At 55.1% G+C, this 18,617-nt stretch carries 18 protein-coding genes; 6 read left to right on the forward strand and 12 right to left on the reverse strand.

The window, feature by feature from the left end; all coding sequences use genetic code 11:
* Window positions 1–14: 14 nt before the first annotated feature.
* The 5 genes from ACW17M_RS02690 to ACW17M_RS02710 all read left to right on the forward strand — a co-directional run bounded on the left by ACW17M_RS02690 (window position 15) and on the right by ACW17M_RS02710 (window position 5,528).
* Complete coding sequence (locus ACW17M_RS02690; protein ID WP_457546886.1) at window positions 15–1,037, forward strand: Zn-dependent oxidoreductase; 1,023 nt, start codon at window positions 15–17, stop codon at window positions 1,035–1,037.
* An 86-nt stretch (window positions 1,038–1,123) separates the two neighbouring features.
* Window positions 1,124–2,092 carry a TRAP transporter substrate-binding protein gene (locus ACW17M_RS02695; protein WP_022524048.1) on the forward strand — a complete coding sequence of 323 codons (969 nt, stop codon included), beginning with the start codon at window positions 1,124–1,126 and terminating at the stop codon, window positions 2,090–2,092.
* A gap of 95 nt (window positions 2,093–2,187) precedes the next feature.
* Entirely contained in the window at window positions 2,188–2,766 is a 579-nt protein-coding gene (locus ACW17M_RS02700; RefSeq protein WP_230803972.1) for a TRAP transporter small permease, read from the forward strand.
* Between the two features lie 2 nt (window positions 2,767–2,768).
* Window positions 2,769–4,049 (forward strand): TRAP transporter large permease, encoded by a 1,281-nt coding sequence (locus ACW17M_RS02705; RefSeq protein ID WP_022524046.1) that lies wholly within the window; start codon window positions 2,769–2,771, stop codon window positions 4,047–4,049.
* Between the two features lie 3 nt (window positions 4,050–4,052).
* A complete protein-coding gene (locus ACW17M_RS02710; protein WP_138800020.1) occupies window positions 4,053–5,528 on the forward strand; it encodes a mannitol dehydrogenase family protein in 1,476 nt (491 codons plus the stop codon).
* 72 nt (window positions 5,529–5,600) lie between these two features.
* On the opposite strand, the gene ACW17M_RS02715 is transcribed toward ACW17M_RS02710, so the two are convergent.
* From ACW17M_RS02715 to ACW17M_RS02730, 4 genes are all read right to left on the reverse strand, one after another.
* Window positions 5,601–7,100, reverse strand: coding sequence for a sodium:solute symporter family protein (locus ACW17M_RS02715; RefSeq protein ID WP_161463487.1), 1,500 nt, complete (start codon window positions 7,098–7,100; stop codon window positions 5,601–5,603).
* A gap of 158 nt (window positions 7,101–7,258) precedes the next feature.
* On the reverse strand, window positions 7,259–7,651 hold the full coding sequence (locus ACW17M_RS02720; RefSeq protein WP_022524043.1) for a RidA family protein: 393 nt from the start codon (window positions 7,649–7,651) through the stop codon (window positions 7,259–7,261).
* Window positions 7,648–9,135, reverse strand: a complete 1,488-nt coding sequence (locus ACW17M_RS02725; protein WP_457546887.1) for an N-acyl-D-amino-acid deacylase family protein — start codon at window positions 9,133–9,135, stop codon at window positions 7,648–7,650. Before ACW17M_RS02725 ends, ACW17M_RS02720 begins: the two co-directional genes overlap by 4 nt.
* A 1-nt stretch (window position 9,136) precedes the next feature.
* Entirely contained in the window at window positions 9,137–10,000 is an 864-nt protein-coding gene (locus ACW17M_RS02730; RefSeq protein WP_009287708.1) for a MurR/RpiR family transcriptional regulator, read from the reverse strand.
* A gap of 113 nt (window positions 10,001–10,113) precedes the next feature.
* Between ACW17M_RS02730 and ACW17M_RS02735 the strand changes: the two genes are divergently transcribed.
* A complete protein-coding gene (locus ACW17M_RS02735; protein WP_027959015.1) occupies window positions 10,114–11,322 on the forward strand; it encodes an amino acid deaminase in 1,209 nt (402 codons plus the stop codon).
* A 38-nt stretch (window positions 11,323–11,360) separates the two neighbouring features.
* On the opposite strand, the gene ACW17M_RS02740 is transcribed toward ACW17M_RS02735, so the two are convergent.
* The 8 genes from ACW17M_RS02740 to ACW17M_RS02775 all read right to left on the reverse strand — a co-directional run bounded on the left by ACW17M_RS02740 (window position 11,361) and on the right by ACW17M_RS02775 (window position 18,579).
* Window positions 11,361–12,155, reverse strand: a complete 795-nt coding sequence (locus ACW17M_RS02740) for an IclR family transcriptional regulator (protein ID WP_009287709.1) — start codon at window positions 12,153–12,155, stop codon at window positions 11,361–11,363.
* 61 nt (window positions 12,156–12,216) lie between these two features.
* Window positions 12,217–12,969, reverse strand: a complete 753-nt coding sequence (gene kduD, locus ACW17M_RS02745; RefSeq protein WP_159176580.1) for a 2-dehydro-3-deoxy-D-gluconate 5-dehydrogenase KduD — start codon at window positions 12,967–12,969, stop codon at window positions 12,217–12,219.
* A gap of 24 nt (window positions 12,970–12,993) precedes the next feature.
* Window positions 12,994–13,824, reverse strand: coding sequence for a 5-dehydro-4-deoxy-D-glucuronate isomerase (gene kduI, locus ACW17M_RS02750; protein WP_009287711.1), 831 nt, complete (start codon window positions 13,822–13,824; stop codon window positions 12,994–12,996).
* A 33-nt stretch (window positions 13,825–13,857) separates the two neighbouring features.
* Entirely contained in the window at window positions 13,858–15,132 is a 1,275-nt protein-coding gene (locus tag ACW17M_RS02755; RefSeq protein WP_457546888.1) for a TRAP transporter large permease, read from the reverse strand.
* Window positions 15,129–15,671 carry a TRAP transporter small permease gene (locus ACW17M_RS02760; RefSeq protein WP_457546889.1) on the reverse strand — a complete coding sequence of 181 codons (543 nt, stop codon included), beginning with the start codon at window positions 15,669–15,671 and terminating at the stop codon, window positions 15,129–15,131. Before ACW17M_RS02760 ends, ACW17M_RS02755 begins: the two co-directional genes overlap by 4 nt.
* Window positions 15,671–16,669: a TRAP transporter substrate-binding protein gene (locus tag ACW17M_RS02765; RefSeq protein WP_022524035.1), complete on the reverse strand. Its 999-nt coding sequence runs from the start codon at window positions 16,667–16,669 to the stop codon at window positions 15,671–15,673. The genes ACW17M_RS02760 and ACW17M_RS02765 overlap by 1 nt, the downstream gene beginning before the upstream one ends.
* Before the next feature lie 273 nt (window positions 16,670–16,942).
* Window positions 16,943–17,608, reverse strand: a complete 666-nt coding sequence (locus ACW17M_RS02770) for an HAD family hydrolase (RefSeq protein WP_022524034.1) — start codon at window positions 17,606–17,608, stop codon at window positions 16,943–16,945.
* Window positions 17,605–18,579, reverse strand: coding sequence for a 2-hydroxyacid dehydrogenase (locus ACW17M_RS02775; protein ID WP_022524033.1), 975 nt, complete (start codon window positions 18,577–18,579; stop codon window positions 17,605–17,607). Before ACW17M_RS02775 ends, ACW17M_RS02770 begins: the two co-directional genes overlap by 4 nt.
* Between the last annotated feature and the right edge of the window lie 38 nt (window positions 18,580–18,617).

Consider the following 18,617-nt stretch of genomic DNA (forward strand, 5'->3'; position numbering starts at 1 on the left):
AGGAGTTCATCTAGATGAAAGCATTCCAGGTAAAGGCGCCCCATGACTACCAGGTCGCGGAAGTTGATCCGCCCAAGGTGGCCGCTGGTGAAGCGTTGGTACGCGTAGCATTTGCCGGTATCTGCGGCTCGGATATGCACATTATCCATGGCGACAACGCCTTTGTGCGCTTTCCGCGCATCACCGGCCATGAGTTCGCCGGGGTAGTGGAGGCGGTAGGGGAAGGCGTGGCTGACGTAGCCGTTGGGGATCGCGTGTGCATTGACCCCGTTATCAGCTGTGGTGAGTGCTACCCCTGTCGGATTGGCCGTCCCAACGTGTGCAGTTCGCTTGAAGTGATCGGTGTGCATCGCGATGGTGGTTTTGAAGAGTTTGTGGCCGTACCCGCGGCTAACGTACACCACCTACCTGAGCATATCGGGCTAGACGCCGCTGCCTTAGTTGAGCCTTATACCATTGCCGCCAACGTACTTGATCGTATGCAGCCGCACCCTGGTGATCGACTAATGATTCTGGGCGCCGGCGTTATTGGCCTTACGATCCTGCAAATGGCTTTGGCCAAGGGGATTGAAGAGGTCATCGTCACTGATGTTATTAACGAGCGATTAGTGGCGGCAAAACAGCTTGGGGCAACGCAGGTATTTAATAGCCGCGAGCAGGATGTGGAAAAAGAGGTGCTTGCCTTAACCCAGGGGGAAGGCGTGCCGCTGATTGCCGATGCGGCCTGCGTGCCAGCGCTGTTACCGCAAATGCTGCGTTTAGCGTCGCCAGCAGGGCGCATTGGTCTACTGGGCTTTAGCGTTCAGCCCAGCGAGCTAGTGCAGTTAGAGGTGATTAAGAAAGAGCTGACCCTGATCGGGTCGCGGCTCAACAACCGTAAGTTTCCGGAGGTGCTAAAGCTAATGGCAAGTGGGCAGTTGGATCCGTTGGCGTTAGTCAGCCACCGGTTGCCGCTAAGCGACATGCCCAGCGCCATCGACATGCTTGACCACCGGCCAGAAGAGGCCCGCAAGGTGCTGATTCAAATCAGTGCTTGAGGGATGCTACTCCAACCCACGCCAACCCACGCGAAATTAATAGCTGCAATAAACAACTAACAACACCCGTGTGCAGGAGAAAGACAATGATCAAACAACTTATCACCAGCGCTGTTCTTGGGGCCGCCATGCTAGGCAGTCACTCACTAATGGCGGCAGACTTTACCCTGCGTTTTGGCCATTTAGCCAATGAGCAGAACATTTGGCACCAGGCCGCTGAGAAATTTAAACAGGAGGTCGAAGCAAACTCTGACGGGCAGATCGAAGTACGCCTCTATCCCAGTGAGCAGCTTGGGAACGAGATGGACGTGATCAACAGTATCCAACTGGGCACGGCGGATATGACTATTACCGGTGAAAGCTTACAGAACTGGGCGCCGAAAGCCGCGATGATGGCGGTACCGTACGCCTTTAGAGATTCCGAACACCTCCATGCCGCCGTTAACGGCGATATTGGTGCTGAGATTGAAGCGCAAATCACTGAACGCACTAACCTGGTACCTTTGGCGTGGTTTGAGCGTGGCCCCCGTGAGCTGACCTCCAATCGTCCTATCCGCACGCCTGATGAGCTGGATGGGTTACGTCTTCGCGTTCCTAACGTGCCGCTATTCGTTGATACATGGCAGGCAATGGGGGCACGTCCAACCCCAATGGCGTTTAGCGAAGTGTTCACTGCGCTGCAGCAAAACACCCTGGAAGGTCAAGAGAACCCGCTTAGTCTGATCGAAAGCGCCAGCTTTAATGAGGTGCAGGACTACGTCAACATGACCGGCCATGTGCGCAGCTGGATCTACGTGGTGATTGGCCGTAACCAGTTGGAAAGTATGCCGGAAGAACTTCAGCAAGTGGTGCGAGACGCTGCTCAAACGATGCAGGAGTATCAAGCCGAGCTTTTCGTTGATGACCAAGCACGTCTTGAGCAAGCGCTACAGGAGCGTGGCATGGAGTTCGTGGAAGTCGATGTCGATGCCTTTGCAGAGAAAGCTCGCCCCGCCGTGCTTGAGGCCTTAACCGAAGAGCAGCGTGAACTCTTTGACGCTATCCAAGACCTGTAAGCTCGGATTTGTGGTCAATTGATAATGACAATGGGCTGGCCGTGCGCCAGTCCATTTTCTAACGATACAAGCAGCTTGCCCATGAGGATACGGTTATGAACTCGGATCACAAAGCGCTTGAACAGCAAGCGTTGGAGAGTCTGGATTCAATGTCGGTGGTGCCTAAATTTAAAGGCCCCATTGGGCGCGTCATTGGCTGGGTGGACACGTGCTTTCTGACGTTGGCTGTTACGGCGCTGATTGCGATTGCCGCCACGGTACTGCTGCAAATTTGTTCACGGCTATTTTTGCCGTTTTCGATAGCCTGGACCGAAGAACTCTCGCGCTATCTGTTTATTTATATGGTGGCACTATCTGTTGGTGTGGTGCTGCGACAGAACCGAAACATCAGCGTTGAGCTTTTCCATCATCTACTGGGGCCGCGCATACAGGCAGCCTTTCAAGTGTTGATCTGTGCGCTGATTGGCCTGTTTGCCTTTTTGGTGCTGCCTTACGCTTGGCAGTATGCGCAAAACGGCGCTTGGCAAACCTCGCCCACGCTGCATGTTCCCATGCTGTATATCTTTTTCTCAACGGTAGTCACCTTTGCGCTTCTCCTGGTTTATAGCTTGCTGGGGTGTCTTGAGGGAATTATCGCAATGTGTCACTCCTCTGCCTCCCTTCCGGAGTCGTAAGCATGGAAGTTATTATCCTCTTTAGCGTTTTCTTGGTTTTGCTCTTGGTGGGAATGCCCATTGCGTTTGCGCTGGGGTTAGCCTCGCTCTCTTATCTGCTGCTTGAAGGCATTTCATTAACCATCGTGCCGCAGCGCATGTATGCGGGTATCGACACCTTCGTGCTGCTGTGTATTCCCGGCTTTGTGCTGGCCGGCAATTTAATGAACGTGGGCAATATCACTGATCATATTGTGCGTTTTTCCAATGCTCTGTTAGGCCACATTCGCGGCGGTCTTGGCTTGGCCAATGTGGCAGGGTCGATGATTTTCGGTGGTATCTCCGGCACGGCGGTTGCAGATTCAGCCAGCATCGGTTCGGTGATGATTCCCGGTATGGCTCGCTCAGGCTATGACAAGCCGTTTGCTGCTGCGGTGACCGCCGCCTCGTCAACCGTTGGGCCGATTATACCGCCCAGCGTACCCATGATCATTGCCGGTTCGCTCAGCGGGATTTCGGTCGGACGGATGTTCCTGGCAGGTGCCGTACCGGGGCTTCTAATGGGCCTCGCCATGATGATTACGGTGTATATCCTGGCCGTTCGGCGTGGATATCCCAAAGAGCAGCGGGTACCGTTTTTGCAGCTGCTGCGCGAAGCCAAAACGGCCTTCTGGGCACTGCTGATGACCGTGATTATTCTCTACGGCATTATTGGCGGGTTCTTTACCCCTACCGAAGCTTCTATTGTGGCTTGCCTCTATGCCTTGGTCGTCGGCATGTATGTGTATAAAGGCCTGTCGTGGAAAAAGCTTCCGGCGATTTTGTCAGACACCGTATTAACCTCTTCGGCACTACTGCTGATGGTGGGGTTAGCCAACCTGTTTGGCTGGATACTCACCAGTGAGCAGATCCCTCAGATGATAGCCTCACTGATTCTCTCCATTAGCGATAACCCGCTCATTGTCTTACTCATCCTTAACCTGATTCTTTTGTTTGTTGGCGCTTTTATGGAGACCATTGCCGCGCTGATTATTCTTTTCCCGGCCTTGGTGGGAGTCGCCACTGGCGTGGGTGTCGATCCGGTTCACTTTGCGGTAATCGCGGTGTTGAACCTGATGATTGGGCTGACAACCCCGCCGGTGGGGGTCTGCCTATTCGTGGTAGCGGGGATTGGCAAGCTACCTATGTTGACGGTGGCAAAAGCCATCGTGCCTTTTTTACTGTGCAACTTGGCGGTACTGTTGTTGGTGACCTATGTCCCCGCGATTTCGCTTTGGTTGCCTAACTTGCTGATGGGAGAGTAGTTGATGATGGCTCCAAAGCTTATTGAAGCAAAGCCAAGAAGTGGTCGGATCGGGATTGTCCATCTGGGGTTAGGCGCTTTTCACCGCGCCCACCAAGCGGTCTATTTAGAACGTTATCGTCAACGCAGTGGCGATGGTGAGTGGGGCGTTTGCAGCGCGAATTTACGCTCTAGCGTTGGTTTAGTCGACGGCTTACGTGCGGCAGGGCAGCGCTATCATGTAGCGGAGTACGCCGATAGTGACAGCGTCACGCTGCGTGAAATTGGCGTTATTGAAGAGACGCTATTCTCGGGCCGTGATGGCGCGGACGAAGGTATGGATAGCTGGGGGCGAGACCGAGAGGCGCTACTGGCGCGAATGGCGTCTGCGGATACCCGTGTTGTTACGTTAACAGTCACTGAGAAGGGCTACTTTTTAAACCCCGCGAGCGGTGAGTTAAAAATCGATGACCCGATGATCATCGGCGATATGGTCTCGCCCCAACAGCCGCGAACTGCCCCTGGACTATTGGTAGAAGCGTTAGCTCAGCGGCGTGAGGCTGGTCTTGCTCCCTTTACCGTTCTCTCTTGCGACAACATGCCGGATAACGGTAAGCGAACACGCCAAGCGGTGGTCCAACTGGCCGAGCATCGAGACGCAGCGTTGGCCAGTTGGATTGCCAGAGAAGTGGCGTTTCCCTGCAGCATGGTGGATCGCATCGTCCCTGCGATGACCGACGCCGATTTTGAGCGCTTAGCGGCACTGGGCGTTTCCGATCAAAATGCCGTGGTATGCGAAGCGTTCACGCAGTGGGTGGTTGAAGATAACTTCCCCCAGGGTCGACCCGGCTGGGAAGCTGAGGGGGTTGAGATGGTGGCAGATGTGGCGCCGTTTGAAACCATGAAGCTGCGCATGCTCAATGGCAGCCACTCCTTGCTTGCCTATCTGGGTGCGCTTGCAGGTATCGAAACGGTTTATGACGGCATCAATCACGTCGAGCTTCGGGCGCTGCTGCGCCGCTATATGCTTGAAGAAGCGGCGCCTACACTTGAGATGCCCAAGGGAATCGATTTAGACGCTTATGCTGACTCGCTGCTGGCACGCTTTGCCAATGACAGTTTGCGTCATCGTCTGCAGCAGATCGCTATGGATGGTAGCCAAAAGCTTCCACAGCGCTGGCTTTCCGGCGCGCTGGAACGTAGTGCCGCTGGTCAAACTTCGCCCTGCGTGGCGCTGGGGGTGGCGGCCTGGATTCGCTATACCGCGGGTCAAGACCTGCAAGGAAATAGTTACCCCGTGGATGATCCGCTAGCCAAGCGCTTTGCAGAGCTGCACCAGATGCATGGTAGCGATCCCCGCGCGCTGGTAGCGGCCTATTTAGCCATGGACGATGTGGTGCCAAACGCATTGGCACAAGACGATGCGTTTGCACAGGCGGTGCTGGTGGCATATCAAACACTCACCCAGGGCGGGTTGCGTGAGGCACTAGCGGGCTTATAATCCCGTTAAGTTCAAAACCCCACTGATTGAATCAATCAGTGGGGTTTTTTAGTGCGCACTAATGGCTAACGATTAGCGAGGTGCAGCGGGCGCTTCAGCGTTCGTGAGAGTCGGTTCGGGCACTTGCTCCATACGCTTGCGCTCTTGGTCAAGAATTGCCAGTGCCTGGGCAGAAGTCACGCGTGAGGCGGGCGTCACTAGGCTTACAACCACACCCGCTACCAGCGCTACTAGCACAGCGGGGATGCTTGGGTTACCCCAGAAGGCTGTCCAGTCGCTATTGGCAATAATCGTTAAGGAGGTCACCGACGCGAAAATTAACGTGGCGATGGCACCCTGCCAGTTATAACGTGACCAGAAACGGCCCAGCATGGCACTCACAAACAGCCCTGACAGAATCGTCGAGATCATGCGGGTGATGTAGGTGATGACATTGTCTGAGGCCAGCGCGAACAGCAGCGCCAGACCAATGGTTGCCACTAGCGCAATACGCGAGAAGCGCACTACATTTCGCGCTGAGGGCGTGCGGCCCGTTGCCAGCACATATAGATCGCGAATCAGCGTGGAAACACCGGCAATGGCATCGGAGCTCGCGCTAGACATCGTAGCGGAAAGACCCGCTACCAATAGCAGTAGTCCTAATCCTAGGGGCATAATTTCAGTGGCCAGGAAAGGGAAGGCGAAGTTGCTATTTTCAAGCCCAGGGTTAAGGGCGTGGGTGGCCATACCAATAATCGCGGGAATGATCGAAAAGCCCAGGTAAAGAACGCCGGTGATTAAGAACGAGCGGCGTACCGATTTGACTGATTTTCCTGAATAAATGCGCTGACGAAAGGAGGGTGTAGCAAGCACGCCAATGGCAATGACGGCAGCCAGTGACAGCGCTGGCAGCGGACCAATTTGACCAATACCTAGAAAGCTAGTGGCCCCCGCATCCATACCTGCCGTAAGGCCTGAGAAGCCGCCAACCTCCACTAGCGCCAGCACCGCCATCAAAATAAAACCCGCAAACAGTACAACCGCTTGAATGGTGTCAGTCCAGATAACCGCAAAATACCCTCCCACCACGCAGTAAATGCCGAAGCCTAACGCCACCAGAATACGCGCAGTGGTTAGATCGATATCCGCCATCCAGGAAAGGTAGAGACCACCGCCAAGAATATGTGCTCCCAGCCAGCCTATACAGGCAATATAGATAAGTAGCGCGACCACATTACGTACCAGCCGATTAGCACCGACGTAATAGGCGAGTTCCTCACTCATGGTCATAAAGCGAAGTTTACGTACGGGAGCAAAACAGACCGCGAGCAGTAAAATACCCACGGCGCCCCCAAGCCCGTATAAAGCACCTGCCCAGCCGTTGGCGTAACCAAATCCGACGGCGCCCATGCTGGAGCCGGTGCCCACCATGGTCGCGACCGTAGTACCTACGGTGAGAAATAGCGGTACGCTTCGCCCGCCGAGTAGAAAGTCGTCGCCGCTGCCCCGTTTGTGTCTTGAAATCCACCAGCCAAACACAATCATGGCGACAATGTAGAGCACGAAGGTAATAAGGAATAGTTGGCTGTTCATGTTAACCTCTTATCGTTGTTTATCCGGCCGTTGCCGCGGCCGAAGGTAGGCAATGGAAGCGATTACCGCGGGGCTTTTTATCCTAATCACGCGGTAATCTGGCGCTGCGCCCTTGCCGGGGTGCGGCGCTTTTTTTGTGGGTACTTAACGTTGGGTGTCTAGACGCGATCAGCGCGGAAGCACTTCACGTCAACCTCGACTTTGCAATCCACCACCAAGTCTTGAACGCTGCAGATGCGTGCTGGTGGGTTGTCGCCAAAGACCTCCTTAAACACCTTGTTGAACGAGGTGAAATAGCGCGCATCGGTGAGCACGGTGGTGACATGCACGACGTCTTCAACACCGAAACCTGCTTCTTGCATAATGGCCAGGCAGTTATCGAAGGCGAGGCGGGTCTGCTCAACAATGCCGCCTTCAACGACTTCGCCGTCGGTCATGGGTGTTTGTCCGGAGACGTATAGCCAGCCACCTGCCTCTACGGCGCGGGCAAAGGGTAGTTTCTGACCGCCGGTGCCTACGCCGCCTTCCGTGCCGTATCGAGTAATGCTCATGATGTTTGCTCCTGGTTGGGTTGAAAGGTGGGGATCGATTGAGAAATGCGCTCTGTTCTGCGCAGCATCCTGCCAGCGCGCTGGTCTGAAATTGCGCCTTGGTAATAGGCGATTTTGCCGTTCACTATGACCATTTCGATGCCTTTAGCGGCCGCGATGGGGGTCTCGTAATTGGCCGTATCTTCAAGAATCGTTAGATCAAAAAGAGTGAGGTCTGCGTAGGCGCCTATGCGGATCACGCCGCGATCCGTTAAACCGAAATTAGCCGCTGAAAGGCTGGTCATTTTGCGTACCGCTTCGGCCAGCGGCATTAGCTTTAAATCGCGGCTGTAGTGGGCCAGCACACGCGGAAAGGCTCCCCAAAGGCGTGGGTGGGGGTGCGGGTCGTTCGGTAATCCATCGGAACCGACCATGGAGAGCGGGTGCGCTAACACTTGCTGCATATCCGCTTCACTCATGTTGTGGTAAACCGCCCCCGCCGGCTGTAGCTGCTTGGCCGCATCTAACAGTGATACCCCCCATTCGGCGGCGATCTCTTTTAACGGGCGACGCGCCTGCTTAGGGTGCGGTGTCGACCAGGTAATGGTGATCTCAATCTCATCCGTGACCTGGCCCAGATCGAGAGTGGAGGAGCCTGCGGTGTAGGGGTAGCAGTCGCAGTGGGCATGCTGGTGCTGGGCGGCAGTCTCCAGTTTACTCAGCGCTTTACCCGCTCCTCCCCAATTGCCCGCGCCTGCGCATTTAAGGTGCGAGATCACCAGAGGCACCTGGCCATTGCGAGCGGTGGAAAATGCTTCGTCCATGGCACCCAGCAGGCCCGCAAACTCATCTCGAAGATGGGTGGTATATACGCCGCCTGATTGGCCAACGGCTGCCACCAGTGGGGCCATCTCGGCGGTCGGCGCGTGTATCGCGTTACGGTAGGCAAGCCCTGAACTAAGCCCTAGGGCTCCCTCATCCAGCGCTTGGCTTAGCAGCACTTCCATTTGTGCAATTTCTTCAGCAGTGGCAGGGCGGGCGAAGCTGTCCATCACCTGGCTGCGCAGACTCGTATGCCCCACCAAAGCGGCGACGTTAATACTGGGTGCGGCAGCGTCTACGGCATTGGTATAGGCGCTGAAGCTTGGGTAGCGAAAGTCCTCTAGCTTGCCCAGTAAATTCATGGGGTCGGGTACTTCGTGAGTGAGTGTCACGGGGCTCGCACTGATCCCACAGTTACCCACCACCACCGTCGTTACTCCTTGTGTCAGTTTCGGCAGCATCTCTGGGGTACGAATGACATTGGTGTCGTCGTGAGTGTGGACATCGATAAAGCCAGGCGTCAGATAGCGCCCTTCGGCGTCAATCATGGTGGTGGCGGTGGCGTAGGGCATGTCACCGATGGCGCAGATACGCTCGCCTTGAATAGCCACATCGGCACGAAAATGAGCGGCGCCGGAGCCATCCAGTACGTTGGCGTTACGAATCAGCAGGTCGTAAACCATCTTAATCTCCTAGTGGCTGGCGGTTGTCGCCACCGCGATGGTCATCGAGGCTAAGCTTGAGACGACGCAATTTAGTCCGTGAACGCTCTCGGTGGCGCATGGCAAGTTCAAGCGCTAACACATCGATGACCGCCAGCATGGCGTAGCGGGAAGCTGAAGGGTGATAGATAAAGTCGGTTTCCCGAGAGGTAATCGGGAGCACAATGTCGGATGTATCGGCTAAAGGAGAATTCAGGGCGGTGATGGCAATCACTTTTGCGCCGTACTGCCTGGCAATTTGTGCCGACTCCACCATCTCCGGGGTATAGCCAGTGACCGATAGCACAACCACTACGTCATTTGGCTCAAGGGTTGACGCTACCATGCGGGGTAAGAGTGCTTGAGGGTAAGCGCAGATCGCATAGCCAAGACGGACTAAACGGAATTGAAACTCTTGGCAGAGAATGCTGGAACCGCCCCCTGCGCCAAATACCAATATCTGGCGCGCTTTATCCAGCTGTTCGACCGCGCCTGCCACATCGGCCTGGGCGAGCAAGTCACGGTTAAGCGCGAGGGTTTGTGTGGCAATGTCATACACCACGCTTGAGCTGTCTTCGGGGGTCGCTTCTTGTATAAAACGGCGACCTGCTGCTAAAGCGCGTGTTAAGCGCGTTTTTAAGTCACGCACATTAGTGCAGCCGATAGCGCGTGCAAATCGGGTGACACTGGCATCACTTACCCCCGCGCGCTGGGCGATGTCACCGATGCTTGCTTCGGTGACAAACTCGATGTCAGCAAATATCAGCTCGGCGACTTTTTTTTCAGCTTCACGCAAGGCAGCAAAGTCAGTGGTAATACGTGACAAGATGTCGATTTCCTGGCTCACCGTGGACTCCTAATGGTTGCCTGATTTAAAAAGTATGTTAGTTTCTAACCTTAAGTCAATAGTTGTGAAAGTATCTAACATAGATGCTTTATTAAAAAAGAGGATATGGGCGAATGCAGACAATGGCGTTAGCGATGGATAAAGGCGGTGAGGAATTGGGATCAAACCTTCTATCAGGTGTCAGCCTTCCCGCCGCCGTGGTGCATGAAGGCCCACTGGCTCATAACGTAGAGTGGATGCAACGATTCGCAGAGGCTCACGGTGCTCGCTTGGCGCCCCATGGCAAAACCACCATGACGCCCGCGCTTTTCCATCGACAGCTCCAGGCAGGTGCGTGGGGTATCACACTTGCCACTGCGCCCCAGTGTCGTGCGGCTTTCGCCAATGGCGTTACCCGAATATTGATGGCGAACCAACTGGTGGGTCAGGCAAATATGGCCATTATCGCCAGTCTGATCGAACAGGGCGCTGCGTTTTATTGTGTGGTCGATAGCCATGAGAATGCGCGCCAGCTCGGGCGCTTTTTTGCTGAGCGGGGCTTGACGTTATCGGTGCTTATTGAGATAGGCGTGGAGGGTGGCCGCTGTGGCTGCCGCAATCAGCAGCAAATTCTTTCGCTGGCGGAGGTGATTGCTAGTGAACCAGCACTTTCTCTGGTGGGCCTGGAGGGCTATGAGGGTGTGGTTCACGGGGATAATCCCGAATCTGGTATTCGTACCTATGCTAAATACCTGGTGGATGTTGCCGTAGAGCTCGAAGCTGCTGGACGCTTTGCTGAAGAGAACCCGATTGTCACCGCGTCAGGTTCCGCCTGGTATGATGTGATTGCAGAGGCCTTTCAGGGCGCACCGCTTCAGGGAAGATTTACCCCCGTGCTACGCCCAGGTTGCTACATCGTCCACGACCATGGGCTTTATCGTGAAGCGCAATCAGCGGTATTAGGCCGCCGGCCGGATTTGCAGCAGGGGCTTGAGCCTGCCCTGGAAGTCTTTGCCCAGGTGCAGTCGCTTCCCGAACCTGGGCTTGCCATTGTGGCGCTAGGTAAGCGTGATATCGGTCATGACCAGCTACCTATTGCCCTGCGTCGGTTCCGGGAAGGAGGTGACCCCTCGCAGCCATTGCCGGTGACTGGTTGGGAAGTGACGAAAATTATGGATCAGCACACCTTTGTGGGCCTTCCGGAAGGGGCTCAAGATGTCGAGGTCGGTGATATTGTCGCCTTTGGCGCCTCTCATCCTTGTTTAACCTTCGATAAATGGCGCCAGATATTGTTAGTGGATGATCAACTAAACGTTAAAGAGCGTATGGCGACCTACTTTTAGCGCCCTGTTATTGAGAAAACCGTTATAGAGAACATCATTTAGCTCGTCGTACCTGCTGGTAGGCGCCCACCAATAGCCAGTGTCAGGGCGTCTGCCAGCTCTCCTAGCTGTTCCCGGCAGCGGTCGATGCTGGGAACTTCCCGATGCATCGCTTCTGGAATCAGAGTGAGATAAGGGATGGTGATAACGGCTTCGATAACGTCATGAACCCCAAAGACAGGGAAGCTGATATTGGTTAACCCTTGGACTTGAGGGCTTGGCCCCACGTGGTAGCCCTGCTGGCGAATCGGATCAAATAGCGCCCGCGTTCGGTCAACCTCTTGTTGCGTTGCATCGCTGGCGGCGAGAATGCGCTCCCGGCGTGGCTCATCCAGAAAGGCCAGCATGACGGCCCCAGAACCGGAGCCGCATATATCGATGTTGGCCCCCAGGCGCAGCCCAAAGCCCATCTTGTCAGGGTTTTCGTACTGGGCCACTACCAATAGATGGCCAGGACGAGCAACGCTAAGATGACACGACTGGGAGATTTCATGGCACAGCTCTTCCATGCGCGGTAGTGCGGCCTGTACTAACCGCTTGGTGGGCGGGAAGCGGTGGGCCATCTCAAACATCTTTAGCGTTAGCTGATAGCGGCTACCGCTATCATCCATGCTGACGTAGCCACGATCTCGCAGCACCATCAGCATGCGGTACATCTCATTGGTTTTACGGCCGATCTGTTCGGCAATCGCTTGGGTGCTTAGCGGCTGGGGAGATTGGGCAAGCAGCTCCAAAATATCCAACCCTTTCTCTAAGGCAGGGGCGTGGTACTGCGTTTCAGCCTTCTCCTTCATTCAAGCTCCCTTACGTGATTGCCAATCGCTCGTTGATCGTGGCGTTAACCAAAACGCTTGGTTAGCGTGCCAGCCAGCCGCCGTCTACCGCCAGGGTATGTCCATGCACGTAGCGGGCGGCATCGGAGCATAAGAATATCACAGCGCCGGCTAAGTCTTCTGGCGTGCCCCAGCGTCCGGCGGGGATTCGGCCAAGAATTTCAGCATGGCGCTGGGGATCGTCGCGCAATGCTTGGGTGTTGTCGGTGGCCATATAGCCAGGGGCGATGCCATTAACGTTGATGTCATGGCCCGCCCACTCATTGGCGAGCAGGCGCGTTAAGCCGAGAATGCCGCTTTTGCTGGCGGTGTAGGAGGGCACGCGAATGCCGCCCTGAAACGACAGTAATGAAGCGATATTGACGATCTTGCCCGGCGCTTTGCGCTCGATAAGGTGTTTGGCAACCTGCTGTGCGAGAAAGAAAGCGGCTTTTAAGTTAACGTCAATGACGTCATCCCAATCTTGCTCTGAAAATTCAACGGCTGCTGCCCGGCGAATAATCCCCGCATTGTTGACCAGGATATCCACCTTGCCCGCTTGCGCGATCGCCTGTGAGACAATCTCGCTAGGCGCTTGGCTGCCCAGCTCCGCCGTAATGTCGTAAAACTGGCGCCCTAGAGCCTCCACCTGCTGGCGGGTGTCATCAGCAGGGCTGCGGTTGACCCCCACGATATCGGCACCCGCCTGTGCCAGTGCAATGGCAATTCCCTGGCCCAACCCTTTGTTGCAACCCGTCACCATGGCAACTTGTCCGTTCAGCGAAAATAGCTTCATTGGTCACTCTCCCTGGGTAGTGGTTTAGCGCAGCTCTTTAGAAGCGATAAAGTCCATATCATCGTAGGTCAGGTTTTCACCGCACATACCCCAAATAAAGGTGTAGCGGCGAGTGCCAAAGCCGCAGTGAATCGACCAGCTGGGGTGAATCACGGCTTGTTCGTTGGCAACCACGATATGCCGGGTCTCTTGGGGTTCACCACACAGGTGGAACACCACATCGTCTTCACTCAAGTCAAAGTAGAAGTACACTTCCATGCGCCGTTCGTGGGTATGGCAGGGCATGGTGTTCCACATACTGCCGGGCTCTAACTGGGTAAGCCCCATGGAGAGCTGGCAGGTATCCAGTACATCGGTATGTAGGTACTTATTAATGGTACGCACATTGCCGGTTTCGGGGTCGCCAAGGGTGGTGGGCGAGGCATCTTCCGGGCGGATATGGCGAAGCTGGTAACGTACATGGGCAGGCGTTGAGTTGATATAAAAGCGCGCAGGCTTGGTCGCATCGAGGCTCTCAAAGCTGACTTCACGGCTCTCTTTGGGAATATACAAGCCGTGGTGGGTGCCCAGCTCGACCGTTTCACCGTCGACAGTAATGCGCCCGGGCGCGCCAATGTTGATAACGCCCATTTCCCGCCGCTCTAGAAAATAGTCAACGCCAAGTTCTTTGCCACCGCTCAGGGTAAGCGGTGAATCAGTGGGTACCGCGCCACCGACAATAATGCGGTCAACGTGGCTGTAGGTTAGCGACAGTTGCCCAGGCTCCATAATCTTGGTGACCAGCATTTTGTCACGCAGGCCCTGGGTATCGAGGGTTTTAAAATGATCGCTATGAAGCGCTTGGCGAATATCCATATGAATTTCCTTTAATAGTAAAAGTAAATGGGCTCACGAGAACAGCGTGAGCGGCCACAGGGTGATAGCCGGAAAGACAATGACCAGCAGTATCACCAGGAGATTTGCGAGCAGGAACGGCAGGGCGCCGCGGAAAATACGCCCAATCGAGAGGCCAGTGATGGATGAGCAGACGTTCAGGCACATGCCCACCGGCGGCGTGACCAAGCCAATAGCCAAGCCACTGATCAACAGGACACCAAACTGCACAGGTGAAATATTGGCCAGGGCAAGCACCGGCAGCACCACTGGGGTAATCAGCAAAATCGCGGGGGTCACATCAATAAAGGTGCCGATCAGTAGCACGGCAGCTGCAATCACCAGCAGAAGCAATATCGGGGTAAGATCCAGCCCGCCTAAAAAGCCTGCCAACAGCTGGGGAATCTGCTCCATCGAGAGAATCCACACGTACAGCTGGCTCATGGCAATAATGATCATCACCGTTGCGCTGGTCATTACGGCAGAGCGAAACAGTGCGGGCAGTTCACGCAGTTTGAGGCTTTTAAATACCACCAATGCTAGAAACAGCGCATAGCCCACGCCTAACGCGGCAGACTCAGTGGCTGTAGCGACACCGCCGACCACCGCACCCACTACAAACAGAGGAATTAATAGCGCGAGTACCGCACGCTGAATCACCTGGCGGCGCTGTTGCGGGTTTAATCCTGCGTGGGCACGGGGGTAGCCTTGACGACCGGCCATTAGCGCAATGATGCCCATCATCAGCAGGCCAATGAGTAAACCTGGCACAAGGCTCGCCATAAACATGGTGCCGATAGACTGCTGCGCGGTAACAGCGTAGATCACCATGGGCACACTGGGAGGAATGATCATGCCCATGGTGGAAGATGCCACGGTAATACCGCTGGCGGTTTCTACGCTGTATCCCTTGCGTGCCATCTCCGGAATCATGGCGGAACCCACCGAGGCTGTATCAGACACAGAAGAGCCCGATATGCCGCCAAAGATCATCGAGGTCGAGATATTGACGTGCCCCAACCCACCTGGAAAACGGCCTACCAACATCAAACAGAAGTCGATCAAGCGCGCGGTAATGCCTGAGGCGTTCATCACCAGCCCCATCAAAATGAACAGCGGCAGGGCAATCATGGTGTACAGATCCATACCGGACAGTACCCGCTGGGGTAGCACGCCAATCAAGCCTGGCTGCATGATCAAAAAGTAGACCAACCCCGAAAGCCCTAGGGAATAGGCGATGGGCACCCCAATCAGCAACAGCAACATTAGGCTAACAAGCAGTAAGATCATGCCTGACCCTCCTGCGCGTCTTCTCGTTGAGCGGAGGGCCGCTCGCCACCCATTAGCACCGCCAAGGAAAATAGAATGACCAGTAGCGCGCCAATAGGAACGCTGATTTGTACTACCCAATTAGGCACATCCAGCACGGCGGAGCGGAAACGACCGACTTGCCCAATCCAGCTGATGCTGAGCCATGCCAAATAGCCATTGAATAGCATCACGAGACAGTGGCGTAAGCGGTTCAGCCAGACGGCTATTGACGTAGGCAGTGCATCCACCAGCACGCTGATACGAATATGCTCGCCGCGTAAAATGGCGACCGATGCCCCCAGTGCGGTGGAATATACAAATAGAAAGCGCATCACCTCTTCAGCACCGGCAAAGCCAATGCTGAATACGTAGCGCAGTATTACCAGTGCCAGGCAGAGCAGGAAAACCGCCGCAATTAATGCGGCGATCAGATTTTCCAGCAGGCTAGCGAAGCGGCGCATTACCCGCATCAAGGCGGTATCTTCCGCCATTGGCTGCGCCAGTGGAGGTGGGTTCATTACTCCAATACCTCGGCTTGATCGGTCAGCGCGAGCACTTGCTCTAACTGCTCCTGGCTAAAGTCACCACGCTCAACAAAGTGCTCCCAGACAGGAACGACGGCATCTACGAAGCCTTGGCGGTGTTCGTCGGCGATGTCATTAATGCTCATGTGCTCGCCCAGTGTTTCGAGGTAGTTGGCTTCGGAGGCTAGCCAAATTTCGTTGGAGCGGGTCATCGTCTCCTGAGCGACGTCGTCGACGATCAACTGCAGCTCTTCAGGTAGCTGGTCGTACCACTGGGCGCTGATAAAGAAGGGATCAGGATGGATTTGCCAGTTCAGTAATGACATGTACTCCTGAGCTTCATGGAACTTCATATCGGCGATATTGGAGGGCGGGTTTTCTTGCCCATCGACCACCCCTGTGCGCAGCGCCATATAGGTCTCGGTGTAAGGCACTTGCTGGGGGGATGCTCCCAACGCTTCAAATGCCCGCAGCGTGGGTGCCAGTGGCGGGGTGCGAATCTTCAAGCCACGGAGGTCATCAACTTGATTAACGGCGCGAACGTTATTGGTTAACTGGCGCATGCCACCTGCAACGCCGGTTACCGGTATATGCAGCTGGCTTTCTCGTGCGCCTTCATTAATGGCCTGACCAAGCTCGCCCTCCATCACGTCAATAGCCTGTTCTGGCGTGGTGAACAGGAACGGCATGGTATAGATCAGATAGGCGGGGTTAGCTTGGGCAAACAAACCACCGCGATAGCCCTGAATAAGCCCCATTTGGACTTGCTGAAGTACGTCCTCCTCCTTCCCCAGGGTGCCATTGAAATAGAGTTCGACAGCGATACGCCCATCACTGCGCTCTTCAAGCGCTTCTTTGAAGTAGCGCATGGACTCAGAGCGTGGCGCCTCATCGGTTTGCGAATGAGCGTACTTGAAGGTGAAATCGGCAGCTTGAAGCGATGTGGTGAAGCCAATAGCGAGGCTGGCCATCATTAAGTGGGTTAGGCGCATGGAAGGTTCTCCGTTTTATTGTGATGTTTTTGTTGCGATGCGATGGTTGTTTTCTCAAATATAAAATCTGTTTTTATATTTGATGTAAGGCCAAGCTTAACGTCATTCCTGCATAGGTCAATGCTTGGGCTATGCGACATTGGTCGCGATACAGAGAGAGGGGGTTATAAGCACGCAGGCGGTATCGTCGGCAGGCACGGGAAACATGCCTGACGAGAGCCGATGTTGGAGAGTTGAGGGGCGGCGGTTAAGCAGTTAACTAAGCAACCGCGATCAGAGGTTTAGCCGCGCAATAGCGGAGGGAAGCTCGCTGGCGTGGTGGATACCAATCGCCCCTTCGGGGGTGAGTTCTTCATTAGGGAAGTGGTTGAGGTGAATCACGTGCATGCCCGCCGCTAGCCCTGCTTCCACACCCACCGCCGCGTCATCGATCACCACGCACTGCTGAGGAACATGGCCCATAGCGGCGGCGGCCTTACGATACAGCTCGGGGTCGGGTTTCCAGACGTTGAGGGTATAGGCGCTAAAGAGCTTGTCAGCAAAGTGATGGCCTAGTTCGGTGCTTTCCAGCGCACAACGAATTTTGCGCTCGGGGCCATTAGAGACCACGGCCTTGGGGTGGCTACTTAACTGTTCCAGCGCGGCGACCATACCAGGAATCGCCACCAGCTCGGCACGCATACGGGCTTCCATACGCGCCCGCATACCTGCCTCAAGCTGGGAAAATGCATCTTCTGCTAATGTTTGAAAACGCTTTTCCAGGGTTTGGACGATCGTCTGGAAACGCACCCCGCGAAATTCATCCATATACTGACGCGCTGAAAAGGGTAAGCCGAACTCGGGAAGAATATCCCCCATTACCTCGGCAAGCAGTATTTCGCTGTCCACCAGGGTGCCATCGCAATCGAACAGTAAGCATAGGGGCGTGGCAGGCTTCATTGATAGGTTTCCTCGTTGACTAAGCTAATTGGCCGCTCACCCTGGAGTGCTAGACGAATATTATCCACCGCTCGCTGGGCCATGGCGTCGCGGGTTTCATGGGTTGCAGAGCCGATATGCGGCAGGGCGACCACATTGGGCATCTTCGTCAGCGGTGACGCAGCGCGTAGTGGCTCCTGCTCAAATACATCCAGCCCTGCTGCTTGAATAACGCTGGTTTCCAAGGCGTGTATTAAGGCGCTTTCATCGACGACTTTGCCGCGGGCGATATTGATAAAAATGCCTGAAGGCTTCATCAGCGCAAACTCTTGGGCACCGATCAAATGCTCGGTCTCGGCGGTAAGCGGCACAGTGACACAGACGAAATCGGCTTCAGCCAATAGCTCGTTGAGTTCGCGGCGCTGCGCACCAAGCTCACTCTCTAAATCGGGCTTGGGTGAAGCGTTGGAGTAGAGCACCTGCATACCAAAGCCCAGGGCTCCGCGCCTGGCAACGGCTTGACCGATGCGCCCAAACCCCACCATGCCTAGGGTTTTGCCATGCACATCGCTGCCAAACAGTGCCGGGCCAATGCTGGCTTGCCATTTGTCCGCTTTGACCCACTCGGCTAGTTCAACCACCCGGCGCGCCGCGGCCATGATCAACGCAAAGCCGGTGTCGGCAGTGGTTTCGGTAAGCACATCAGGCGTATTGCACAGCATAATGCCGCGCTTAGTAAGTTCATCAACAGGGATGTTGTCGTAGCCAACAGAGATGGTCGCGATGACTTTCAAGTTGGGCGCTGCGTCCAGCAACTGGGGGGTAATGGCTAAGCCGGAACCGATAATGCCGTGTGTCTCCGCTAATAGAGCGCGATTTTCAGGGGCATCAAGCGAGCTGGTTTTCGGCAACACATCCACTTCAAACAAATCGCTAAGTTCAGTCTGTTGAGCGTCGCTGAGTCGTCCTTGAATCACTAGACGTTTTTTCATTGTTATCTCCATGGTGAAAAGCCTGTTATCTAAAACCT

Source organism: Vreelandella sp. 2A-K22, from assembly GCF_054065485.1.

Excerpts from the sequence above, each read along its gene's own strand:
- ACW17M_RS02690 (WP_457546886.1), top strand. The coding sequence starts at position 15 with ATGAAAGCATTCCAGGTAAAGGCGCCCCATGACTACCAGGTCGCGGAA.
- ACW17M_RS02695 (WP_022524048.1), top strand. The coding sequence starts at position 1,124 with ATGATCAAACAACTTATCACCAGCGCTGTTCTTGGGGCCGCCATGCTA.
- ACW17M_RS02700 (WP_230803972.1), top strand. The coding sequence starts at position 2,188 with ATGAACTCGGATCACAAAGCGCTTGAACAGCAAGCGTTGGAGAGTCTG.
- ACW17M_RS02705 (WP_022524046.1), top strand. The coding sequence starts at position 2,769 with ATGGAAGTTATTATCCTCTTTAGCGTTTTCTTGGTTTTGCTCTTGGTG.
- ACW17M_RS02710 (WP_138800020.1), top strand. The coding sequence starts at position 4,053 with ATGATGGCTCCAAAGCTTATTGAAGCAAAGCCAAGAAGTGGTCGGATC.
- ACW17M_RS02715 (WP_161463487.1), bottom strand. The coding sequence starts at position 7,100 with ATGAACAGCCAACTATTCCTTATTACCTTCGTGCTCTACATTGTCGCC.
- ACW17M_RS02720 (WP_022524043.1), bottom strand. The coding sequence starts at position 7,651 with ATGAGCATTACTCGATACGGCACGGAAGGCGGCGTAGGCACCGGCGGT.
- ACW17M_RS02725 (WP_457546887.1), bottom strand. The coding sequence starts at position 9,135 with ATGGTTTACGACCTGCTGATTCGTAACGCCAACGTACTGGATGGCTCC.
- ACW17M_RS02735 (WP_027959015.1), top strand. The coding sequence starts at position 10,114 with ATGCAGACAATGGCGTTAGCGATGGATAAAGGCGGTGAGGAATTGGGA.
- ACW17M_RS02740 (WP_009287709.1), bottom strand. The coding sequence starts at position 12,155 with ATGAAGGAGAAGGCTGAAACGCAGTACCACGCCCCTGCCTTAGAGAAA.
- kduD (WP_159176580.1), bottom strand. The coding sequence starts at position 12,969 with ATGAAGCTATTTTCGCTGAACGGACAAGTTGCCATGGTGACGGGTTGC.
- kduI (WP_009287711.1), bottom strand. The coding sequence starts at position 13,824 with ATGGATATTCGCCAAGCGCTTCATAGCGATCATTTTAAAACCCTCGAT.
- ACW17M_RS02755 (WP_457546888.1), bottom strand. The coding sequence starts at position 15,132 with ATGATCTTACTGCTTGTTAGCCTAATGTTGCTGTTGCTGATTGGGGTG.
- ACW17M_RS02760 (WP_457546889.1), bottom strand. The coding sequence starts at position 15,671 with ATGAACCCACCTCCACTGGCGCAGCCAATGGCGGAAGATACCGCCTTG.
- ACW17M_RS02765 (WP_022524035.1), bottom strand. The coding sequence starts at position 16,669 with ATGCGCCTAACCCACTTAATGATGGCCAGCCTCGCTATTGGCTTCACC.
- ACW17M_RS02770 (WP_022524034.1), bottom strand. The coding sequence starts at position 17,608 with ATGAAGCCTGCCACGCCCCTATGCTTACTGTTCGATTGCGATGGCACC.
- ACW17M_RS02775 (WP_022524033.1), bottom strand. The coding sequence starts at position 18,579 with ATGAAAAAACGTCTAGTGATTCAAGGACGACTCAGCGACGCTCAACAG.